This window comes from Vibrio sp. 10N.237.312.B06 (assembly GCF_041464685.1).
Taxonomy (GTDB): domain Bacteria; phylum Pseudomonadota; class Gammaproteobacteria; order Enterobacterales; family Vibrionaceae; genus Vibrio; species Vibrio tasmaniensis_A.
The window spans coordinates 1-20,792 of record NZ_JBFSPI010000090.1 but is presented as its reverse complement, the minus strand read 5'-3'; the positions used below and the strand labels follow the sequence as shown (position 1 = coordinate 20,792).

The following is a 20,792-nucleotide window of genomic DNA, read 5'->3' as shown; positions in this document are numbered from 1 at the left end:
AATCTCTCCACCCCTGCCATATTTAAGGCTCTAGCAGAAATGCTAGAGCCTTTTTATTTTCTGAATCTAATATATGCCATTAGCAGAGCAGCGGATTCCCCGACTTATACCAATCCGGAAAATTAACTGATCAGGTTTATCCAATCCCTTCTGCTCATTTTTGTGACACGATCTTTGCACTCAAGAAATCCATTCCAAGCGCGACAAACCTTAGAAACAATGTCGTTATAATCAGTGAAACTTTGATTCGCTAGATAATGTTGTCGCAACCAACTCTAAACTTGCTCTATAGGGTTAAGCTCTGGAGAGTAGGGAGGAAGCTTAATAGTACTGACGTTATTAAACTCTCTCGCAATATCATCGGTATGCCAGCCTGCACCATCCATTATAACGACAGCATGACGTCCTTTTTCAGTAGCCTTAGATATCTGCTCTAAGTGATTTGTCATTATGTCCTTGTTAACCCAAGGAACCACTATGGCTTCGCCAATTCCTCTTTCAGGGCATACCGAACCAAACAAATAAGCGTATTCAAATTGCTGTTGTTTTACCACGCGAGGCCTCGTTCCACGAGTCGCCCAAAGACGTGTCGTTGTGTTCTGTTGGCCAAACCTAGCTTCGTCTTGAAACCAGACATCAACACTCTCTAGCCCAATATGGCCGGGGATCTTAAGGATCGTTTCGATTTGGAATTTTTTAAAATCGTCTTGTATTTGCTGTGATTGTTTAGGGTGTTTGGAGCGAGAGGTTATCCAAGAAAACCCCATGTGGTCGAGGAGATAATAGATGGAATTAGGGTGGTAGTGCTTATCAAAGTGTTTAACGATGTAGTCATGTATATCGCTTCCGACAAGGCGCCCGCCTGAAGGGAACTCTGCTTCTTTCTTAATGAATGTACAGAGTTGTTTTCGTTGTTCTGCATTGAGATATGCAGGTCTGCCTGTGCGAGGTTTTTCTTGAAGCCCTTCCAATCCTTCTTCAAGAAATGCTTGAACCCATTTGTTTACACTAGTTCGACTGACTTTAAGGTATGTGGCAATTTGAGTGCGCGAGTGCTAGTAAGCGAACCTTCATTTGAATGGTTTTTTGTTGGCTTGCTAGCTTTTTAAAATCAGTATTATTAAGGCTATCCATGGCGATTTTCTGTAAGAGTTCGACAGCCTCAATTAGATCATATTTTTACTTTAATTGGTATCAGCCCACCTAACTAACCAAATTTAAGGCTCTAGCAGAACTGCTGGAGCCTTTTTTATTATAATGGTTTCGCTTAATTTGTGTAATTTGGATATTCGAACCTAAACGCTTCCGTAATAGTTTGAAGATCGAGTCAAGGAGGGAGGTCTTTTGGCTTTCTATATGTGTGATATTTAAGCTGTCATTTCTTGCCTTGGCTGATATTTGATCTTAGAAAGGTAAGTGCTCACTTATCCCAGCTTCTTTTATAAACAACCAACAACACAATCCCCACTTCTTTATGAGAATTATTCTCAATATTTTGTTACATTTTGGTCGTTATTACTAAAAGGCAACAAATATGGATATTTCCCGTCGTAAGTTTATTCAATCATCTCTCGCTATTTCTGCACTAACTGTTTTGCCCGCTTGTTCTATGAAGCGGTCTGTTGATGGGCAAGGTAAGTATGTTTATGACTTAACTGCTGAACCTTCAACAGCTGAGTTAGTCGCGGGATTTGATACCAATGTCTTAGCCTTTAATGGACAGATCCCAGCTCCGACGATTCGATGTCGACAGGGTGAAAAGGTCACAATTCGTTTTACGAATAAGCTATCAGAGCCGACGACTATCCATTGGCATGGCTTAAGAATCCCTATCGAAATGGACGGTGTCCCCTTCTTAAGTCAGCCACCGATCATGCCAGGTGAAACATTCATTTATGAGTTTACACCGCCAGATGCTGGCACATTTTGGTATCACCCACATATGAATAGCGTTAAACAACTTGGTATGGGTTTAGTTGGCCTTATTATCGTAGAAGAAAGCACTCCCGTGCAGTTTGACGAAGAACACGCATTGATGCTTAAACATTGGCATATCGACAAGCAAGGTCAATGGAAAGACTTAATGATTCCTCGACTCAGTGCTCGTATGGGCACTCCTGGTGAGTGGAGTAGTGTTAATGGAGTTCATGAACCCGTATATCAGTTGAAGCAGTATGCCGCGACTAGACTGCGTATTGCTAATGTCGATAATACGATCACTTATCCTATTGCTATCGAAGGGGCTGAGGCTTGGGTGATTGCCATCGATGGTAACCCTGTGAAAACGCCTTACAAACTGATTCAACATAAAATCGGTCCAGGGATGCGTGTTGATATCGGACTGATCGCTCCTAAAGCTGGTGAGCGAGTTAACGTTCTCCAAATGAAAGGGCGTTTCCCATTTTCTTTGTGTGAATTTGAAGTCGTAGATTCAGCATTTACTCAAGAGCGAGTGTTGCCATTATTACCATTGAATCCAGTACCTAACCTAGATCTTTCTAATGCTGAAGAGATCGATTTCGTGTTCGAGTGGGAGGGTGCAGTTTCACCTGTATCTAAAGATGGTAAATCGATGCCTAAATTTTGGCTTACTAATAAACGAGCGTGGGAGGGGATGAGCAAAGACAATATCCCTGAGCCGTTGGCGACTTTAGAGCTAGGTAAGACTTACATATTTGATCTTAAGAACGTCACTCAATATCATCACCCGATTCATATTCATGGTCATACATTCACTGTATTGGAACTTGATGGTAAAAAAATTCAAAAACCTTTCCATACCGATACAGTGCTACTTGGAAAAAACGGCCGAGCTAAAGCTGCATTTGTTGCAGACAACCCAGGACGCTGGATGTATCACTGTCATGTTATAGAACACATGAAAACGGGTCTAATGGGATATATCGAAGTTAAGTGACACCTGTAACGTTTAATATTTGCGCATGCATTCTTAGTTTCTACCCTCGCTTTTATCGGCGTTAAAGCTAGAATATAGGGATTATTGTTTGGGAGGATTCATGGGCCAGTTATCTATTTTAGGTTTTATTGCCATTGGTGGCGCATTTGGTGCTTGTTCGCGCTATTTGATTTCAGAGTTATGTGTGGTGATGCTAGGGCGTGGTTTTCCTTATGGTACGCTAACTGTTAACGTGATTGGCTCTTTAATTATGGGCTTACTCATCGCAGCGTTTGAGAATGAGATGGTTGCGACAGAACCATGGAGACAAATTATCGGTCTTGGTTTCCTTGGAGCACTGACTACATTTTCTACATTTTCGATGGATAACGTGCTTCTCATGCAGCAGGGTGCTTTCTTTAAGATGGGACTCAATGTGTTACTCAACGTGGTTCTCAGCATCTCAGCAGCATGGATCGGCTTCCAACTTTTGATAAAGTCTTAAAACTTTCTTACGATTTGTTAACAACTCGGCTTGGTTTATCCAAGCCGTTTTTATATACTCGATCGAACTTGTCGGAGTGCCATATGGCTGAGACCGTTAACTCGGGATCCGTTGAACCTGATCAGGCTAATACCTGCGAAGGGAACAAGAGTAGATATCTAACTAGAATCCTTCTAGAGATCTATCTCCAGATCATAACTGTATTTCTTACCGTGATCCCTCTTGTAGCATCTAATCCGTCAAGCATTTTTATCCCTATAAATAATGGCTAAAAGCCAAGGAAAAATGCTATGTCGAGTCGTAAACAAGCAAGACTGGAAGCGAAGAATTTCATCGATTCTTTATCCGTACAACCTTATCCAAATTCAAAAAAAGCTTACATCCAAGGATCTCGAGAAGATATTCAAGTTCCTGTACGAGAAATATCACTCGCTGATAGCCTTGTCGGTGGTACCAAAAAAGAGCCTGTATTCGAACCTAATGTACCCATTCAAGTTTACGATACCTCAGGTGTTTACACTGACCCCACACATCAAATAGACCTGTATAGCGGCCTTCCTAAGTTGCGTGAGCAATGGATTGATGAGCGTGGTGATACGGAACTGTTAGACGATGTAAGCTCTGTTTACACTAAAGAACGTTTAGAAGATGAAACTCTAGACGACCTTCGTTACGGCAACCTACCTAGAATTCGTCGTGCGACTGGCGATCAATGTGTTACTCAGCTGCACTATGCTCGTCAGGGGATTATCACTCCTGAGATGGAGTACATTGCTATACGTGAGAACATGGGGCGTCAGAAGTTTGCTGATGAGCAGCTTAACCACCAACATCCTGGCCATAACTTTGGCGCAAATCTACCGAAAGAAATTACCCCTGAGTTTGTGCGCAAAGAGGTTGCTGAAGGTCGAGCTATTATCCCTTCAAACATCAACCACCCAGAATCAGAACCGATGATTATTGGTCGCAACTTCTTAGTGAAGGTGAACGCTAATATCGGTAACTCTTCAGTAAGCTCTTCGATTGAAGAAGAAGTTGAGAAGTTAGTATGGTCAACTCGCTGGGGTGGCGATACCGTAATGGACCTTTCTACCGGCCGTAATATTCACGAGACTCGCGAATGGATCTTACGTAACAGCCCTGTACCAATCGGTACGGTTCCTATGTATCAAGCTCTTGAAAAAGTGAATGGCGTTGCGGAAGACCTTAACTGGGAAGTGATGCGCGATACTTTGATTGAACAAGCAGAGCAGGGTGTTGATTACTTCACTATCCACGCAGGTTTGTTGCTTCGCTACGTTCCGATGACGGCCAAACGAGTGACCGGCATTGTTTCTCGTGGTGGTTCTATTATCGCGAAATGGTGTCTTGCACATCACCAAGAGAGCTTCCTATATACACACTTCCGCGAGATCTGTGAGATCTGTGCGAAGTATGATGTGGCCCTGTCATTAGGTGATGGCTTACGTCCAGGCTCTATTGCAGATGCCAATGATGAGGCTCAATTCTCGGAGTTACGTACTCTAGGTGAGTTGACTAAAGTCGCTTGGGAATACGACGTTCAGGTGATCATTGAAGGCCCAGGTCATGTGCCAATGCACCTAATCAAAGAGAATATGGATGAGCAGTTAGAACACTGCCATGAAGCGCCTTTCTATACGTTAGGTCCACTGACGACAGATATTGCTCCTGGTTACGACCATATTACCTCTGGTATTGGCGCGGCCATGATTGGTTGGTACGGCTGTGCGATGCTCTGTTATGTAACCCCTAAAGAGCATCTCGGCTTACCAAACAAAGAAGATGTGAAGACCGGCCTGATTACTTACAAGCTAGCTGCACACGCTGCTGACCTTGCGAAAGGGCACCCAGGCGCACAAATCCGAGATAATGCATTATCTAAAGCACGTTTTGAATTCCGTTGGGAAGACCAATTTAATCTAGCTTTAGACCCTGAAACAGCACGTTCTTTCCATGATGAAACTCTGCCACAAGAATCCGGTAAGGTTGCTCACTTCTGCTCAATGTGTGGACCTAAATTCTGCTCGATGAAGATCTCTCAGGAAGTCCGAGAGTATGCGAAAGACACCGAACAAGTGGCCGCGGATCAGGCTATCGAGATTAAGATGCTAGATAATCCGCTGGAAGGGATGCGTCAGAAATCACAAGAGTTCCGTGATACTGGCTCTGAACTTTACCACCCTGCAGTAGGTGCAAAAGAAGCTCAATTAGAGGAGTAATGACAGTGAAGATACTCATCCCATCTCAAAATATTGAGTTAACGGGAGAGGTGCAGAACTGTCTATTGGTTGCTAAGCGACAAGGCTTGGCAACCGATGCAGTTGAGTTGGGTGTAAGCCCAACTCAATACTTCTCTATCGTTGACACTCAGCAGGCGTTATCTATTGGCTTTGCTCATGATGTTGATTCATTGGCGGAGTGTCAGCTAGCGAAACTGAACCACGTTGTTGATTACAGTAGTTCAGTCGCGCTAACTGAGGTTTGTGATGCCTTTATACAAACTCCGAATACCATCTATGTCGGTGTCTCAGATGATTCAACTGTACTGGATATCTGGTCACACCGGGATGCTAATCGTGCTATCAAGAGTGAAACTACAGCTCATCAGGAGTTAGATAATCGCGGCCACTTTGCTTGGTTACTTACTTTGTTGGCTCTGGAATTCCCATTAGAGGACGCATTAGTTTTAGCTCGCGCATCGTCCAATGTTTCACGTGGAACATGGCCAGCACATTACCAAAACTTTCCAATTCCAGCTCTTGAAGATCAACGATTGAATATAAGCGTTGGTTGGGCTAATCAAGGGACAGTGCTTTCTTTTCCTGAGCTGGGTAAGAATAGTCTAGGTTTATACCCTGTGGTTGATGATGTTGAGTGGATCGAAAGGTTGCTCAAGCTCGGAATTAACACTGTTCAACTACGTATTAAAAACCCGCAGCAAGTGGACTTAGAACAACAAGTCGCGCGATCAATCGAGCTTGGTCGAGAGCATAACGCTCAGGTTTTTATCAATGACTATTGGCAGCTTGCACTCAAGCATGACGCATTTGGTGTTCATTTGGGGCAAGAGGATATTGAAGAGTCAAACCTCTCACAGTTGAGCCAAGCAGGTATCAAGATCGGTCTCTCTACTCATGGCTATTACGAGTTGCTCCGCATTGTTCAAATCAACCCAAGCTATATTGCGCTAGGGCATATCTTCCCAACAACAACTAAACAGATGCCATCAAAGCCTCAAGGTTTAGTTCGTTTATCTCTGTATCAACAGCTGATTGATACTATCCCATACACAGACCAACTCACTGGTTATCCGACGGTTGCTATTGGCGGTATTGACGAATCGACAGCTGAGCAGGTGTGGGAGTGTGGGGTATCGAGTTTGGCGGTGGTACGTGCGATTACATTGGCGGAAGACCCGCAGAAAGTGATCGAATTTTTCGAAAAACTGATGGCACCTAAATCTCCAACTCTTAAGGAAGAGGTTATACAGGAGCCTAGCTATGCTGAGTGACTTTGAATTCATTCGTTATCAACGACAAATTGCGTTACCTGAAGTGGGTGAGCAAGGGCAACGCAACTTACTAAATAGTCATGTGTTGTTGATTGGTTGTGGTGGCTTAGGTAATGCTGCGGCTTTTTACCTGGCTGCTTCTGGTGTTGGAAAGATCGTGCTGGTCGATGATGATTGTGTCGATTCATCGAACCTGCAACGACAGGTCGCGTTCAGGGAAAGTCAGTTAGGTTCGCCTAAGGTTGAAGCTCTCAAGCAACAAGTGAGTGAACTCAATGGTCGCAGCCAAGTAAGAACCATCAATCAACGAATGAGTGAAAGTCAGCTTGAGCTTGAAGTGATGCTAGCTGACTTAGTGTTGGATTGTACTGACAACTTCGAGTCACGCCAGCAGGTTAACCAAGCATGTTTCAGCACGAAGACCCCTTTGATTTCTGGTTCTGCAATTGGCTGGAAAGGCCAGTTTATTGTATTTGATTATCAGAATCAGAAAGGGTGCTATCACTGCTTGTTCCCGTTCAGACATCATCCACAAACGACTCGTTGTAGCGATAGCGGCATTATAGGCCCAGTTGTTGGCACCATAGGTAACCTTCAAGCTTTGGCTGCTATTCAACGTCTAACTCGTGGTGAGTTTCAGGTCGCAACACACCAACTCAAACTGTTCGATGGCCAGACGATGAATTGGCAAAACCTTATGGTCACTCAAGATAGTGAATGTCCTGTGTGCAGTGCGTCTGTAGTTAAGCATTTAGAAGAAGAAATCCAATGAGCCATATAACGATCTCGATAAACGAGCAACCAGAACAGGTAGCGTACTCTTCGTCTCTAGCGGACATTATCCAAGCTCTATCATTACCTGATCTAGGTTGTGTATTTGCAATCAATAATGCGGTTGTCCCGCGTAGCCAGTGGCAACAAACGGTCGTCAATGAAGGCGACGCTATATCCCTTTTCCAAGCCATTGCAGGAGGCTAACCATGTTAACTATCGCAGATAAAACGTTTCAATCTCGACTCTTTACTGGAACTGGCAAGTTTGCCAATAAGCACTTGATGGCGAGTGCTATCGAAGCCTCAGGTTCTCAACTGGCAACTATGGCGCTGAAGAGAGTTGATATTCGCTCTGAGCAAGACGACATTTTACAACCCATCATTGATGCTGGTGTGAACTTACTACCGAATACGTCAGGTGCTAAGAATGCAAAAGACGCCGTCTTTGCTGCGCATTTGGCTCGTGAAGCACTGGGTACAAATTGGCTCAAACTGGAAATTCACCCAGATCCAAAGTACTTGATGCCGGACCCAATTGAAACGCTTAAAGCTGCTGAGCAACTGGTCAAAGATGGCTTTGTAGTGTTGCCTTATTGCCATGCCGACCCAGTTTTGTGTAAGCGTTTGGAAGAGGTGGGTTGTGCGGCAGTGATGCCGTTAGGTGCGCCGATTGGTTCAAATAAGGGTATTGCGTCTGCAGACTTCTTAGAGATCATTATCGACCAAGCGAACGTGCCTGTGATTGTTGATGCGGGTATTGGCGCGCCATCACATGCTGCACGTGCAATGGAAATGGGCGCAGACGCTGTGTTAGTGAATACCGCAATTGCTGCTTCTCAACAGCCGGTTGAAATGGCAATTGCGTTTAAGTTGGCAGTTGAAGCGGGGCGTATGGCTTACCTTGCTGGACTTGCAGGAAAAGTATCTCACGCGGTTGCTTCGAGCCCGTTAACTTCATTCCTAGACGAGTAGTATTGCTATGACGTTTGTTGATAGATTTAAACAGCTCAACTGGGATGACATTGGTATGTCTATCTTCAGTAAAACGGCAGCGGATGTTGAACGTGCTCTGAGTAAACCCAAACGTGACTTAGAAGACTTTAAGGCTCTGATCTCTCCGGCGGCAGAACCTTACTTAGAGCAGATGGCACAACAATCGTTGGCTCTAACTCGTAAGCGATTTGGCAATACAATGTCGCTTTATATTCCTTTGTACCTTTCTAACCTGTGCGCTAACGCGTGCACGTATTGTGGTTTCTCAATGGAGAACCGTATCAAGCGCCGCACGCTTACTTTGGATGAAATTGATGCCGAAAGTGCGGCTATCAAAAAGATGAAGTTCGATAGCGTTTTGTTGGTCACCGGTGAACATGAAACTAAGGTCGGGATGAATTACTTTCGACAGGTGTTGCCGAATATCAAAAAGCAATTCAACTACCTTGCGATGGAAGTGCAGCCGCTTGACCAACAAGATTACGCCGAACTTAAAACGCTTGGTTTAGATGCGGTGATGGTTTATCAAGAGACCTATCAACCGAGGACCTACGCTGAGCATCATCTACGTGGTAATAAAATGGATTTTGAATATCGTCTTGAAACCCCTGATCGCTTGGCAAAGGCGGGGATTGATAAGATAGGTATTGGTGCCTTGATTGGTTTGGAAGATTGGCGAACCGACTGCTTCTTTGTTGCTGCTCACTTAGATTACCTAGAGCGAACTTATTGGCAGACTCGCTACTCAATTTCGTTCCCACGCCTTCGCCCGTGCGAGGGGGGAGATTCTAGTGGAGGCTTGCAGCCTAAGTCGATCATGAACGATAAACAGTTGGTTCAGCTTATCTGCGCATATCGACTCTTGAATCCTGAAGTCGAGCTATCTCTATCTACTCGTGAGTCAGCAACCTTCCGCGACAATGTGTTGCCATTGGGAATCACCAGTATGTCGGCGGCTTCTAAAACCCAACCCGGTGGTTATGCTTCTGGTGAAGAAGAGCTTGAGCAGTTTGAGATCAGTGATGAGAGAAGTGCTGCTGATGTCGAGTCGATGATTCGTCAGCGAGGTTTCGACCCAGTGTGGCGTGATTGGCATAGCGCCTATTCTGGTTAAGCTACATATTGCTCGATGTTCCACGTGAAACATCGATGTAATGATACAGGCAAATAAAAACGGCTACCTTTGGGTAGCCGTTTTGCTATTTGCTATTTAACTTATTAACCGAGCAAGCTCGTTTTGGGTCAGTTAAGCGCTTAGCTAAGCATTAAGCGTGAGCCAATGGAGTTGTCGATTGGCGTAACCATTCCAATGTATCACCTTCAACTAATGGGCTAACGTCGTTCCATACCTTCTGATGGTAGTCGTTCAGCCACGCCAGTTCAGGTCGTGTTAGCAAATCAACATTGATGTTGCGCTTATCGATAGGGCAACGAGTTAGTGACTCAAAGGTTAGTACTGAGAAGTCGCCTTGAGTTGGCAGTTCAACAACCAGTTCTAGGTTTTCGATGCGGATACCAAACTCATCAGCACGGTAGTAACCCGGCTCGTTTGATAACACCATGCCTTCAACAAGAGGTACGTCGATCAGCTTCTTAGAGATGCTTTGTGGACCTTCATGAACACTTAGGAAATGACCAACACCGTGACCAGTACCGTGGTCGTAGTCGAAGCCTTCAGCCCATAAGTGTTGGCGAGCTAGGATATCAAGTTGGAAACCACGAGTACCCTGTGGGAAACGTGCACGTGCAATGCCGATGTGACCTTTAAGCGCTAACGTGAACTGTTGGATCATTTCGTTGCTTGGCTGGCCAATTGCGATAGTACGAGTGATGTCGGTTGTACCATCTAGATATTGGCCACCTGAATCGACTAGGTACAGAGTATTTAGTTCTAGCTGACCGGGTTCAGGTTGGTTCTCATGGTTGTAGTGACACATTGCAGCGTTGCCACCTGCTGCTGAAATTGTGTCAAAACTTAAGTCCATCAGCGTTGGGTCTTGCTCGCGGAATGATTGTACTTTGTCTGCTAGTACAGCTTCGTTGTGCAGGTTACCTTGCGCGACTTCTGCATCAATCCAAGACAGGAATTTCGCCATCGCCACGCCATCTCGAATGTGACACGCTTTCATGCCGGCAATTTCAGTTGCGTTCTTAGCGGCTTTTGGCATTAAGCTTGGGTCTGCTGCTTCAATGATATAAGCACCAGCGTTTTGTAGAACCAGCGTGTACCAAGCATTACTGGTACCTGAATCAACAGACACATTCTTACCCTCTAAAGATTGAAGGCGGGCTTCAAGCTCTGATGGGTGAGAAACTCGAATACCATTACCAACGTGTGCTTCAAAGCCTGCTGGGATGCGTGCTGGGTCTAGGAAGAAATCGACGCTTTCATCAGCGTGAATGATTGCATTAGACAGTACAACAGGTAGGCGAGATACGTCTAAACCACGAATGTTAAGCAACCAACAGATAGAATCGAGCTCGGTAAGGATAGCGGCGTCCGCACCTTTTGCTTTTAGTAAGCCAGCAATCTCAGCACGCTTGCTCTCGCTTGCTTGACCAACGGCGTTTGTTGCCATTAGGCGAACATCAGACACGACAGGTTCAGGACGATCAGACCAAAGCTCATCTATTGGGTTTATTGATAGCGTTGTTAGCTCAACTTTCTCTGCGAGTTTTGCTTGTGCGCCTTTCAACCAAGCTGCGGTGTGCATGCGTGGGTCGAATGCAACCTTGCTGCCTTGTGGCAATGAATTGATGATCCAATCTAAAGCCGGTTCTTCAATAAGGTGGCGATACTCAAATAACTCTGCTGGTACCTGCTTACGAACCTGAACGGTGTAGCGACCATCTACAAAAATAGCAGCAGTTTCACGAGTGATAACAGCGGCACCTGCAGAGCCAGTGAAACCTGTTAACCAGTGAAGTCGCTCGTTATGAGCGGGAACGTATTCACCTAGATATTCGTCTTCATGTGGAATGATAACGGCATCTAGGTTGTTTGTTTCAAGCCAAGCTCGAACCGCAGCAACGCGTTCAGCAGTGATATTGTGCATCTGTGTTTATCCTTATTGTTAGGGTCCTTGTTAACACTCACAGTCGATATACATGCGAGGGGACTTATTAGGTCAATAAGCTAGCGCTTTTGTTCGTTTGCTGCAAACGCTGTACGCCATTTTTATCTAAGGTGCAGAGTTTTTTCTTTGATGATATCTCGTAACCAAGTTAAGGCTGGGTCATTTTCTCTGTCACGGTGCCAAAACAAAGTGTATGCCATCGGTGGGAATTCCATTGGCAAAGGAACAACCACTAAGTCGAGCTGCTTAGCGACGAGGTAAGTAAAGTGGCTTGGTGCGGTAAACACAAAGTCGGTGTAAGTACACAGGCTTGCGGCGCTATTGAAGTCTGGAACAGAAATAGCGATATCACGTTGATGGCCAAGATCAGCCAGTTTGTAGTCGAGCAGCCAGCGGTCGTTACCATCACACCTTACTTGTACATGACGCTGCGCAAGGTAGGTTTCCAAATCCCATTTACCATTCAGAGCGGGGTGGTTGCGTCTTAGCACACACATCTGTGCGTCGCGGTAGATCTCTTGTTCGCAAATGTCGTCTGGCGGCAGCATAGTTAAACGCGCATCGTTGATGTCGATGTCTTTGCCAGTGAGTCCGATATCTAGTTCGCCAAGTTGCAGTTTCTTAAAGGTTTGTTCTGTCCAAGCATGGGTGTTGATATTGACCTTAGGTGCTTGTCGAAATATTGCAGGTAAGAAGTGCGGAAGAATCAGCGGGTAAACACTCTCAACGGCAGCAATATGAAAACTGTGGTCGCTGTTGTTGGGAATGAATGTCTCAGGCTGAGTGAGAACATCAAGTTGGTTGATCAACGTTTCTAACCGAGGCTTGAGGAACACAGCTTTCGGTGTTGGTCGTAGGCCATGAGCACTTCGCGTAAAAAGGGGGTCATTAAATTGTTCACGAAGCTTGGCTAGCGACTTACTCACCGCTGATTGGCTCAAGCATAATCGATGCGCAGTGCGAGTGACACTCAGCTCTTCCATCAGCACCTGTAAGCAAACCAATAGATTGAGGTCGAGGCGTGATAGTTTCTCGATATTCATGTGAGTTTCCTATTTGGAATAATGCTAATGAGTATATGCCATTTTTGTTCATATCTTTAGTTGGTTATTATGCACCTAAATTAACTCATTCGGAGAATCTTGTGCCTTCTAACGCGCTTCCAACCCCTAGTAAACTGCAGGTTGCTTTATTGGCAATGCTGGTTCTATTTAGCCCTCTGGCTATAGATATTTATCTTCCAGCTCTGCCACAAATTTCAACAGCGTTTCACGTGGAACACGCATTAGCACAAGATACGATTACTTGGTTTTTATTCGCCATGGGTGTCGGGCAATTATTTGCAGGCCCTTTGGCTGATAAGCTAGGACGTCGAACCGTTGCATTGGGAGGTGTTAGTATCTATGCATTGAGTGCTTGCTTGGCGTGGGCAGCTCAATCGATTGATATGATGCTAATAGCTCGGCTGCTACAAGGCTTAGGAGCTTGTGCGACTTCTGTAGCAGCCTTTGCGACGGTTCGCGATCTATTTGGCCCTGAGAAGAGTGGCCGTATGATCAGTTACCTTAATGGTGCAATTTGCTTTATTCCTGCATTAGCACCGATTCTTGGTGCGTGGTTGACTCAACAGTTTGGCTGGCGTTCGAACTTCAGCTTCATGGCTGTGTTCGCTGTCGTGGTTGGCACAATTTTGTTTTTCCAAATGAAAGAGTCTAATCCGGCGACAGAAAAGGTCGCGGTGTTCAAACTTGAGCGTTACTGGTCGGTATTGAAAACACCATCATTCATCTTCCATGCAACCTTATGCTTGATGGCGATGGCGGTCATTCTTGCTTACGTTACCTCTGCACCTGTTGTGCTGATGGAAAACCTAGGTTTGACGATGAATGAGTTTACGTTCTGGTTTGGCATCAACGCGGTTATCAACATCACGGCTGCATTCACTGCGCCGAAGTTTATGGATCGTTTTGGTACTTACAAAGCATTGGTTGTCGGTATTTCAACGCTTGGCTTAGCGGGTGTGGTTATGTTGGTGCTTGCTGAGCATGCTAGCGCGATCGCATTCATGCTGCCGATTTTCCTATCTTCAGTTGGCTTCGCTTGGATTCTTGGTGCCGCAGCCGGTAAGGCACTTGAACCTTTTGGTGACCGTGCGGGTACCGCAGCTGCGTTGCTTGGCTTGTTCCAAATGAGCGGTTCAGGACTGCTTGTTGGTACGATGCAACGTCTTGATTTAACGTCTCAAGTGATGATTGCTCTGCAAATGTTCCTTATTGTTCCTGCATTGTTAGTGCTTGCGAGCAAAGCGGGTAAGTCGTGGCACACGACGTTTGCTAAGGCATAAGTCTCAAGGGTGACAAAATATACAAATGGCGGTTTGCGAAACGTTAAAACATGGTATATTTGTCACTCATTGAAACGTTAGTCCCCAACGGAAAATACTGTAATGTCATTAACAACCTACGAAATGGCGCGCATCTTAGAACAAATGGAAGATGCACCTGAAAAGGTCATGTTTGGTAAATTGCTTAAAGAGCTAGGAAACCAAAGTGAAGAGCGTATTCGCAGTGCGGCAAAACAAGTTCCAATTGATACTTTGCGAGATATCATTTACCAATTTCAACGCGTGGTTGAATCTCGTAAAGGTGAACAAGTTCAGCTACTAGCAAAAGAGCTAGCCGAGCAAGGTATCTCTGCTGAAGAGCTACAAGCTTTTCTAAACAAGTAGTTTATTCCAGATAAAAAGAAACCACTCAATTGAGTGGTTTTTTGCGTTTTGGACCTATGTAAATTTAGAGACCATGGAAAAGAGGTTTAGTTTTTGAACTGCGCTTTTAAGATTCTATCAAGTGAAAATGGTCCAGCTCCCCATACCACGACGATAAGAATCATTAATCCCCAAAGCTGATGATCATAGAAGCCTTGTGCCCACAATACAGGGTATGACACGACGGCCATGATATTGAAAACGAACAGCACTGCAGCCATTGGTCGGGTTAACAAGCCAAGCGCTAAGAATACCGGCAGAATCAATTCAGCTGCGGTACCCATGTAAGCGGCCAATTCCCAAGGCAAAAGAGGCACTTGGTATTCCAATTCAAACAAGTAAAGGGTGCTATCCCAAGTGGCTATTTTGGTGAGTCCTGAATTAAAGAAGACCCACGCCACCCATAGGCGACAAAACAGAAGTAGTACGGGAACAAAAAGTGCCTGTGATTTCTCAATCAAACTGTCGTATTGAGCCATCATGTTCGTGACTGTGTTGTTATCCATATTATGTCTCCAATTCGGCATTGATTGAAAAGCCTGAGATGACGTTCAGTGTCATGACAGTATTCAGATGTTGTAGTAGTAAAGGGTCTATCGCTGAGAGCGTTTGACCCGATTGCAATTCAGTTAATAGTTGGTGGCTTTCTTGCGTCAAACGATGGCTCTCAACCTGTAAATTTTCCGCTCGGATTAACACCCCAAATTCAGGTTGCTTGATGTCTAACCCATCGAGTTGTTGCTGGTAGATAGCCTGCTCAAGCGCGATAATCGTATAGCTAGAATTAACTAGAGTTATTGAATCTTTGAGATGAAAGACTAAAGCGCCTTGTTGTTCTTGTGGTACATCAGCTAAACGAGAAAGAGGACGTTGGTCGACATGTGATTCTGAAACGCATCTCACCAAGCTATCTTTTTGCCATTCATACAAAGCTACTTCACCGAGATAAGGTGCAGCCTCGATAACCGCAGGAAAGGCTTGGATAGTTTGTTCAAAGTGTTCACCGTAACCACTGACATCACCAGAGGTTGATGGATAACTTAAGACATGTTGACGAGCCATTTGTTGGAAGCACTCTTCACCAACCAGCATTTCAGTGAGTGGGTAGGTTGCTGCCAGTACTTCGCTCAAGCTAATCACAAAGTTATTTCGGTAGATCTGTATGCGCTGTTCATCGGTAAAGTGGTTGCTCACTATGTCGCAGTGCTCACCATTGTTTTGATAGCGTAGGGCGTTAGCAAACTCCGATTGCACATTAGCTAAAGAGTGGCTCATGATGCGCGACTCCTTTGGTTAAACTTGTCGTGTTGATACAAAATATCACTGGCTTTGGCCGCTTCAGCCAATAAAATTGGTGGCTCTGGGATATCTAAATCCCACTCTATCAAGGTATGGCGCGAACCATGTTGTTCTATCCATTGCGTGTAGAGTTGCCATACTTCGTCACAGACAGGCTTGCTGTGGGTGTCTATCCAGATCTCACCTTGTTCGAGTTTCTTTTTGGTAAAACCTGCCAAGTGAATCTCTTCCACTTTGTCTGCTGGTATTCCATTGAGATACTCTTCACAGCTGAAACCGTGATTAAAAGATGAGACAAAAATATTATTGAAATCGAGCAGTAGGCGACACTCGGTGCGCTTCCGTACCTCGGCTAAAAATTCCCACTCTGGGATGGTTGAATGTTTGAAGGCAAGGTAGCTCGATGGATTTTCAATCAGCATAGGACGTTGTAGGCTGTCTTGAACCTCGATGACATTGCGGCAGAAGACTTCTAACGCCTCTTCGGTATAAGGCAGCGGCAACAAGTCATTGAAGTAATGACCGCCGGTCTGACTCCAGCTGAGGTGGTCAGAAACCAAGAAGGGGTCGATATCATCAATCAGATCTTTTAACTGCATCAGATGATGTTGATTGATGCGATCAACAGAACCTAGCGACAACCCAACACTGTGGCAACTTATGTTGTGGGCGTTACGAATTTCTCTCAGTTGTTGACGTTGCGGTGATTGAGTTAAAAAGTAGTTCTCGCTGTGCACCTCTAACCAACTCACTAAGGCTGGGTTTTGGCTGAAGAAGTCCAAGTGCGGTGTTCTAAGGCCAACCCCAGTGTTGGGATGAAGAGTTTGAGTCACAACGATTCTCCTAATAAGAAGTGGAGGTGAGCTGAATGTCAGCTCACCATGCTAAGCAGCTCAATTATGATGATTGAGTGTTACCACCTGATAATTTGCCACACAGCCCTTTAGGTACGACTACGAATGCATCGGATTGGTTGTCTTCTTTTGCTGTACCCGCACATGAACTTGTTTTGGTTGCACAATCATTTTGGCCAGCTTTTGCCACACCGTAGCATTTTTCTTTTGCTGCTGCTTCCGCAGGTGCTGATGTAAGAACTGCACCGCCGAACGCTAGTACACTTGTGATTGCAGCTGTAACAGCAAGATTAGAATTTTTCATAGTCATTCCCTCTAGGACTTAATAGTATTTTTATATCGCAGGTTAATGAATTGTTAACTTGCTTACTAAAAAGGATAGGAAGAACCAGGAAATAATTTCACGGCATTATAAGAAATATCAATATTAATGATGAGTTATCTTTTAAGTGACTGATTTTATGATGTTAATTTTTGATTATTTTTTCTTCTTATTATCCTAAACGCAGCCTAGTGTTTAGGTTATAATCGACTTTTATGTATAAATACCCAGTAGTGAGCATATCCAATGATAGATCCTTCGCTTTTACTCGATGGCCTAAACGACAAACAACGTGAGGCGGTCGCAGCACCTTTAGAAAACCTACTTATTCTGGCAGGTGCTGGCAGTGGTAAAACGCGAGTGTTGGTGCATCGTATCGCTTGGTTACAAAGCGTAGAGCAAGCATCACCGTTCTCTATCATGTCGGTTACCTTCACCAACAAAGCGGCAGCAGAGATGCGTGGTCGTATTGAAGAGTTGATGATGGGCAGCTCGTCAGGCATGTGGAACGGCACCTTCCACGGTATCTGTCACCGCATCCTTCGTGCTCACTACCTCGATGCAAAACTGCCAGAAGATTTCCAGATCATTGATTCAGATGATCAGATTCGTTTGCTACGTCGTTTAATCAAGGCGCAAAACCTTGATGAAAAGCAGTGGCCTGCAAAACAAGCTTCTTGGTGGATCAATGGCAAGAAAGACGAAGGGCTACGCCCAAGTCACATTGACGCCTACCATGATCCAATAACTCAAACGTGGTTAAAGATCTATTCTGCTTACCAAGAAGCATGTGACCGTGCTGGCTTGGTCGACTTTGCGGAAATCTTGTTGAGATCGCATGAACTATTGCGCGATAAGAAACACATCCGCGAGCACTACCAAGCTCGCTTTAAGCACATTCTTGTCGACGAATTCCAAGATACCAACAACATCCAATACGCTTGGCTTCGCATGATGGCAGGCCCGGATTGTCGCGTGATGATCGTGGGTGATGATGACCAATCTATCTATGGCTGGCGTGGCGCTAAAATTGAAAATATTCAGAAGTTCTTGGATGAATTCCCAGGCGCTTCAACGGTTCGACTCGAACAAAACTATCGTTCAACCAAAACCATTCTGCAGGCGTCGAATGAGCTTATCTCGAACAATACTGAGCGTATGGGTAAAGAGCTGTGGACTGATGGCAACGATGGCGAGCCTATCTCTGTTTACTCTGCTTATAACGAGTTAGATGAAGCGCGCTTCACGGTCAGCAAAATCAAAGAGTGGCAAGAGAAAGGTGGTGCGTTAGAAGATACCGCAATGCTATATCGTAACAACGCCCAATCTCGTGTGCTTGAAGAAGCGTTGATTCAAGGTGGTTTACCTTACCAAATCTACGGTGGCATGCGATTCTTCGAGCGTCAGGAAATCAGAGATGCTTTGAGCTACCTGCGCTTAATGAGTAACCGCAGCAATGATGCGGCATTCGAACGTGTCGTTAATACGCCGACTCGTGGCTTGGGTGATAAAACGTTAGAAACGATTCGTCTTGCAGCGCGTGATCGTGGTGCAACCATGTGGGAAGCCAGTGTTGCTCTGATAGAAGAGCAAGTGTTACCAGGTCGTGCTGCGGGTGCTTTGAGCCGCTTTATTGAACTTATCAATGCACTTGAAGATGACACCATAGAACTGAGACTTCATGAGCAAACCGACCACGTGATCAAATCGTCGGGCTTGTTTGCGATGTACGAGCAAGAGAAAGGCGAAAAGTCGAAGGCTCGTATTGAGAACTTGGAAGAATTGGTAACGGCAACGCGTCAGTTTGAAAAACCAGAAGAAGCGGATGAAATGAGCATGCTAACGGCATTCTTGACTCATGCGGCTTTGGAAGCGGGTGAAGGTCAGGCTGATGAATTTGATGATGCGGTTCAGCTCATGACTCTGCACAGTGCCAAAGGCCTAGAGTTCCCAATGGTATTCATGGTTGGCGTTGAAGAAGGTATGTTCCCAAGCCAGATGTCGGCAGAAGAAGCGGGGCGTTTAGAAGAAGAACGTCGTCTGTGTTACGTCGGCATGACCCGTGCGATGGAGAAGCTCTACATCACTTACGCCGAGATGCGTCGTTTGTACGGTCAAGACAAGTATCACAAGCCATCTCGCTTTATTCGTGAGCTACCAGAGACCTGTCTGGATGAAGTGCGTATGAAGGCGCAAGTGAGTCGCCCTGCAAGCAGTGGTCGCTTTAGCCAAACCGCCGTGAAAGAGAACTTTAACGAAACAGGCTTTAGCTTAGGCTCTCGCGTTAAGCACCCTAAGTTTGGTGAAGGTACCATCATCAACTTCGAGGGAAGTGGCCCACAAAGCCGAGTTCAAGTTGCGTTTAACGGTGAAGGGATTAAGTGGTTAGTAACGGCTTACGCTCGATTAGAGCAGCTTTAATCTACTAGCTCGGTATCTAAAACTCGTTCATTATTAAAAACCAAAAGAGCAGCCAATGGCTGCTCTTTTTATTGCTTTGTACCGACCTAAATTAGGTTAATACAAGCTTAAGGCATTGCTGCCTCAAAGTGAGACTTACAGTGCTGCAAGTGCCGCTTCGTAGTTTGGTTCTTCAGTGATCTCTGCAACCAACTCGCTGTGTGTTACCACACCCTTTTCATCAACAACGACAACTGCGCGTGTTGTTAGGCCTGATAGTGGGCCTTCAGCGAGCGCTACGCCGTAGTCTGATGCGAATGCAGGAGAACGGAAAGTTGAGGCGTGTTGAACGCCTTCAATGCCTTCTAGTTCGCAGAAGCGACCCGCAGCAAACGGTAGGTCAGCAGAAATACAAACAACAACCGTGTTCTCAAGCTCTGCCGCTTTTGCGTTGAACGTGCGTACGCTCGTTGCACAAGTGGCTGTGTCGATGCTTGGGAAGATGTTTAGAACCACTTTCTTGCCTTCAAGAGAAGCAAGAGTCAGTTCAGAAAGATCGCCTGCAGTCAGTGCAAAGCTTGGTGACTTTTCACCTGTTTGTGGGAATGTGCCTGTTAGCGGTACAGCAGCGCCTTTGAAGGTAACGTGTGACATGAATTTGTCCTTAGTTTAATTATGGATGTGAAACTAGTTGAGTCTAGTTCGACTTACGTTACTCGGAAGTGGTTAAGAAGTGAATGCTTTAAATGTCAGAATTGTAATCAAAGGTCTTTGATTTATTTGTTTGAGAGGGGAATAAATGAAACGACAGATAAAGAAAAACCCCGAGAGCTTGCGCTCATCGGGGTCTATAGTCTTACTCGCAGCAATCCGGCTACTAAGTGTGCTCCATGCATCAAATCCATGATAGTGTGCTGTTATCCTTCAGCGTATTCCTTTCGTCGCCTTCCTAGCGGTGTCCTTGATCTTATCCTGATCTGCCAACAATCCTCGTTAGCGCGCGTCACTTGTTCCTTGAGCGGTGTCCTTTACATCATCCTGATGTTCAGTCCTTTCCTCGTCCAGAGGTGTCCATTGTCTTTCCTTAGTAGCAACCATCCTAGTTACTATTGCGTCCATTCAATGTCCATTTCGCTATCCATGCCGATTATTCATCCTGAGTAATCGAATCTTCATCCTGAAGATAACCAAGTCCTTGGCGTTTCCTGTTCCGTGTCAGCATCCTTCCGACACCATTCATATTACCGATTCCTTATTTATCAGCAATGGTGCATAAGCGAATTTCTATATAATTATTTGAATAATAAATGTACGTATCTTTTAATTAAACATTGATAAACCCCCAGCTCTGCTGGGGTGACTCGCATAGGTTTG

At 45.1% G+C, this 20,792-nt stretch carries 19 protein-coding genes and 1 riboswitch; of the genes, 11 read left to right on the top strand and 8 right to left on the bottom strand.

The window, feature by feature from the left end; translation table 11 throughout:
* Positions 1 to 275: 275 nt before the first annotated feature.
* Complete coding sequence (locus AB6C75_RS19325) at positions 276 to 1,040, bottom strand: IS630 family transposase (RefSeq protein ID WP_372108762.1); 765 nt, start codon at positions 1,038 to 1,040, stop codon at positions 276 to 278.
* Positions 1,041 to 1,534: 494 nt separating this feature from the next.
* On the opposite strand from AB6C75_RS19325, the gene AB6C75_RS19320 reads away from it, so the two are divergent.
* From AB6C75_RS19320 to thiH, 8 genes are all read left to right on the top strand, one after another.
* Positions 1,535 to 2,917 carry a multicopper oxidase family protein gene (locus AB6C75_RS19320; protein ID WP_372108760.1) on the top strand — a complete coding sequence of 461 codons (1,383 nt, stop codon included), beginning with the start codon at positions 1,535 to 1,537 and terminating at the stop codon, positions 2,915 to 2,917.
* Between the two features lie 100 nt (positions 2,918 to 3,017).
* Positions 3,018 to 3,401, top strand: a complete 384-nt coding sequence (crcB, locus tag AB6C75_RS19315) for a fluoride efflux transporter CrcB (protein ID WP_004736665.1) — start codon at positions 3,018 to 3,020, stop codon at positions 3,399 to 3,401.
* 62 nt (positions 3,402 to 3,463) lie between these two features.
* A riboswitch (TPP riboswitch) is annotated at positions 3,464 to 3,562 on the top strand.
* Between the two features lie 129 nt (positions 3,563 to 3,691).
* Positions 3,692 to 5,641, top strand: coding sequence for a phosphomethylpyrimidine synthase ThiC (gene thiC / locus AB6C75_RS19310; protein ID WP_017108620.1), 1,950 nt, complete (start codon positions 3,692 to 3,694; stop codon positions 5,639 to 5,641).
* Positions 5,641 to 6,933: a thiamine phosphate synthase gene (locus tag AB6C75_RS19305; RefSeq protein WP_372108758.1), complete on the top strand. Its 1,293-nt coding sequence runs from the start codon at positions 5,641 to 5,643 to the stop codon at positions 6,931 to 6,933. The genes thiC and AB6C75_RS19305 overlap by 1 nt, the downstream gene beginning before the upstream one ends.
* Positions 6,923 to 7,705 (top strand): ThiF family adenylyltransferase, encoded by a 783-nt coding sequence (locus AB6C75_RS19300; RefSeq protein ID WP_372108756.1) that lies wholly within the window; start codon positions 6,923 to 6,925, stop codon positions 7,703 to 7,705. The genes AB6C75_RS19305 and AB6C75_RS19300 overlap by 11 nt, the downstream gene beginning before the upstream one ends.
* Positions 7,702 to 7,911 carry a sulfur carrier protein ThiS gene (gene thiS, locus AB6C75_RS19295; protein ID WP_016789613.1) on the top strand — a complete coding sequence of 70 codons (210 nt, stop codon included), beginning with the start codon at positions 7,702 to 7,704 and terminating at the stop codon, positions 7,909 to 7,911. Before AB6C75_RS19300 ends, thiS begins: the two co-directional genes overlap by 4 nt.
* 2 nt (positions 7,912 to 7,913) lie before the next feature.
* On the top strand, positions 7,914 to 8,678 hold the full coding sequence (locus tag AB6C75_RS19290; RefSeq protein ID WP_102465081.1) for a thiazole synthase: 765 nt from the start codon (positions 7,914 to 7,916) through the stop codon (positions 8,676 to 8,678).
* Positions 8,679 to 8,685: 7 nt separating this feature from the next.
* Positions 8,686 to 9,813 (top strand): 2-iminoacetate synthase ThiH, encoded by a 1,128-nt coding sequence (thiH, locus tag AB6C75_RS19285; protein ID WP_102339322.1) that lies wholly within the window; start codon positions 8,686 to 8,688, stop codon positions 9,811 to 9,813.
* Between the two features lie 151 nt (positions 9,814 to 9,964).
* Here the strand turns inward: thiH and AB6C75_RS19280 are convergent, their stop codons facing one another.
* Together AB6C75_RS19280 and AB6C75_RS19275 are read right to left on the bottom strand one after the other, a co-directional pair.
* On the bottom strand, positions 9,965 to 11,755 hold the full coding sequence (locus AB6C75_RS19280; protein WP_372108753.1) for an aminopeptidase P family protein: 1,791 nt from the start codon (positions 11,753 to 11,755) through the stop codon (positions 9,965 to 9,967).
* Between the two features lie 122 nt (positions 11,756 to 11,877).
* Positions 11,878 to 12,819 (bottom strand): LysR substrate-binding domain-containing protein, encoded by a 942-nt coding sequence (locus AB6C75_RS19275; RefSeq protein ID WP_017061320.1) that lies wholly within the window; start codon positions 12,817 to 12,819, stop codon positions 11,878 to 11,880.
* A gap of 101 nt (positions 12,820 to 12,920) precedes the next feature.
* Here AB6C75_RS19275 and AB6C75_RS19270 point away from each other — a divergent pair, with 101 nt between their 5' ends.
* Both AB6C75_RS19270 and AB6C75_RS19265 read left to right on the top strand, forming a co-directional pair.
* Entirely contained in the window at positions 12,921 to 14,120 is a 1,200-nt protein-coding gene (locus AB6C75_RS19270; RefSeq protein ID WP_029222012.1) for a multidrug effflux MFS transporter, read from the top strand.
* A 102-nt stretch (positions 14,121 to 14,222) separates the two neighbouring features.
* Complete coding sequence (locus AB6C75_RS19265; RefSeq protein ID WP_004736654.1) at positions 14,223 to 14,504, top strand: hypothetical protein; 282 nt, start codon at positions 14,223 to 14,225, stop codon at positions 14,502 to 14,504.
* An 86-nt stretch (positions 14,505 to 14,590) separates the two neighbouring features.
* On the opposite strand, the gene AB6C75_RS19260 is transcribed toward AB6C75_RS19265, so the two are convergent.
* From AB6C75_RS19260 to AB6C75_RS19245, 4 genes are all read right to left on the bottom strand, one after another.
* Entirely contained in the window at positions 14,591 to 15,049 is a 459-nt protein-coding gene (locus AB6C75_RS19260; RefSeq protein ID WP_004736653.1) for a DoxX family protein, read from the bottom strand.
* Position 15,050: 1 nt separating this feature from the next.
* Entirely contained in the window at positions 15,051 to 15,818 is a 768-nt protein-coding gene (locus AB6C75_RS19255; RefSeq protein ID WP_372108750.1) for a DNA-binding domain-containing protein, read from the bottom strand.
* A complete protein-coding gene (locus tag AB6C75_RS19250; protein ID WP_372108749.1) occupies positions 15,815 to 16,675 on the bottom strand; it encodes a DUF692 domain-containing protein in 861 nt (286 codons plus the stop codon). The genes AB6C75_RS19255 and AB6C75_RS19250 overlap by 4 nt, the downstream gene beginning before the upstream one ends.
* A 64-nt stretch (positions 16,676 to 16,739) precedes the next feature.
* The gene (locus AB6C75_RS19245; RefSeq protein WP_004736650.1) at positions 16,740 to 17,000 is read right to left on the bottom strand and encodes a DUF2282 domain-containing protein; all 261 of its coding nucleotides are present in this window, start codon (positions 16,998 to 17,000) and stop codon (positions 16,740 to 16,742) included.
* Between the two features lie 264 nt (positions 17,001 to 17,264).
* On the opposite strand from AB6C75_RS19245, the gene uvrD reads away from it, so the two are divergent.
* The gene (gene uvrD, locus AB6C75_RS19240) at positions 17,265 to 19,439 is read left to right on the top strand and encodes a DNA helicase II (RefSeq protein WP_372108747.1); all 2,175 of its coding nucleotides are present in this window, start codon (positions 17,265 to 17,267) and stop codon (positions 19,437 to 19,439) included.
* Positions 19,440 to 19,574: 135 nt separating this feature from the next.
* Here the strand turns inward: uvrD and tpx are convergent, their stop codons facing one another.
* Positions 19,575 to 20,072 carry a thiol peroxidase gene (tpx, locus tag AB6C75_RS19235; RefSeq protein WP_371695924.1) on the bottom strand — a complete coding sequence of 166 codons (498 nt, stop codon included), beginning with the start codon at positions 20,070 to 20,072 and terminating at the stop codon, positions 19,575 to 19,577.
* Between the last annotated feature and the right edge of the window lie 720 nt (positions 20,073 to 20,792).

Coding starts and splice junctions, on each gene's coding strand:
- AB6C75_RS19320 (WP_372108760.1), top strand. CDS start 1,535: ATGGATATTTCCCGTCGTAAGTTTATTCAATCATCTCTCGCTATTTCT.
- crcB (WP_004736665.1), top strand. CDS start 3,018: ATGGGCCAGTTATCTATTTTAGGTTTTATTGCCATTGGTGGCGCATTT.
- thiC (WP_017108620.1), top strand. CDS start 3,692: ATGTCGAGTCGTAAACAAGCAAGACTGGAAGCGAAGAATTTCATCGAT.
- AB6C75_RS19305 (WP_372108758.1), top strand. CDS start 5,641: ATGACAGTGAAGATACTCATCCCATCTCAAAATATTGAGTTAACGGGA.
- AB6C75_RS19300 (WP_372108756.1), top strand. CDS start 6,923: ATGCTGAGTGACTTTGAATTCATTCGTTATCAACGACAAATTGCGTTA.
- thiS (WP_016789613.1), top strand. CDS start 7,702: ATGAGCCATATAACGATCTCGATAAACGAGCAACCAGAACAGGTAGCG.
- AB6C75_RS19290 (WP_102465081.1), top strand. CDS start 7,914: ATGTTAACTATCGCAGATAAAACGTTTCAATCTCGACTCTTTACTGGA.
- thiH (WP_102339322.1), top strand. CDS start 8,686: ATGACGTTTGTTGATAGATTTAAACAGCTCAACTGGGATGACATTGGT.
- AB6C75_RS19280 (WP_372108753.1), bottom strand. CDS start 11,755: ATGCACAATATCACTGCTGAACGCGTTGCTGCGGTTCGAGCTTGGCTT.
- AB6C75_RS19275 (WP_017061320.1), bottom strand. CDS start 12,819: ATGAATATCGAGAAACTATCACGCCTCGACCTCAATCTATTGGTTTGC.
- AB6C75_RS19265 (WP_004736654.1), top strand. CDS start 14,223: ATGTCATTAACAACCTACGAAATGGCGCGCATCTTAGAACAAATGGAA.
- AB6C75_RS19260 (WP_004736653.1), bottom strand. CDS start 15,049: ATGGATAACAACACAGTCACGAACATGATGGCTCAATACGACAGTTTG.
- AB6C75_RS19255 (WP_372108750.1), bottom strand. CDS start 15,818: ATGAGCCACTCTTTAGCTAATGTGCAATCGGAGTTTGCTAACGCCCTA.
- AB6C75_RS19245 (WP_004736650.1), bottom strand. CDS start 17,000: ATGAAAAATTCTAATCTTGCTGTTACAGCTGCAATCACAAGTGTACTA.
- uvrD (WP_372108747.1), top strand. CDS start 17,265: ATGATAGATCCTTCGCTTTTACTCGATGGCCTAAACGACAAACAACGT.
- tpx (WP_371695924.1), bottom strand. CDS start 20,072: ATGTCACACGTTACCTTCAAAGGCGCTGCTGTACCGCTAACAGGCACA.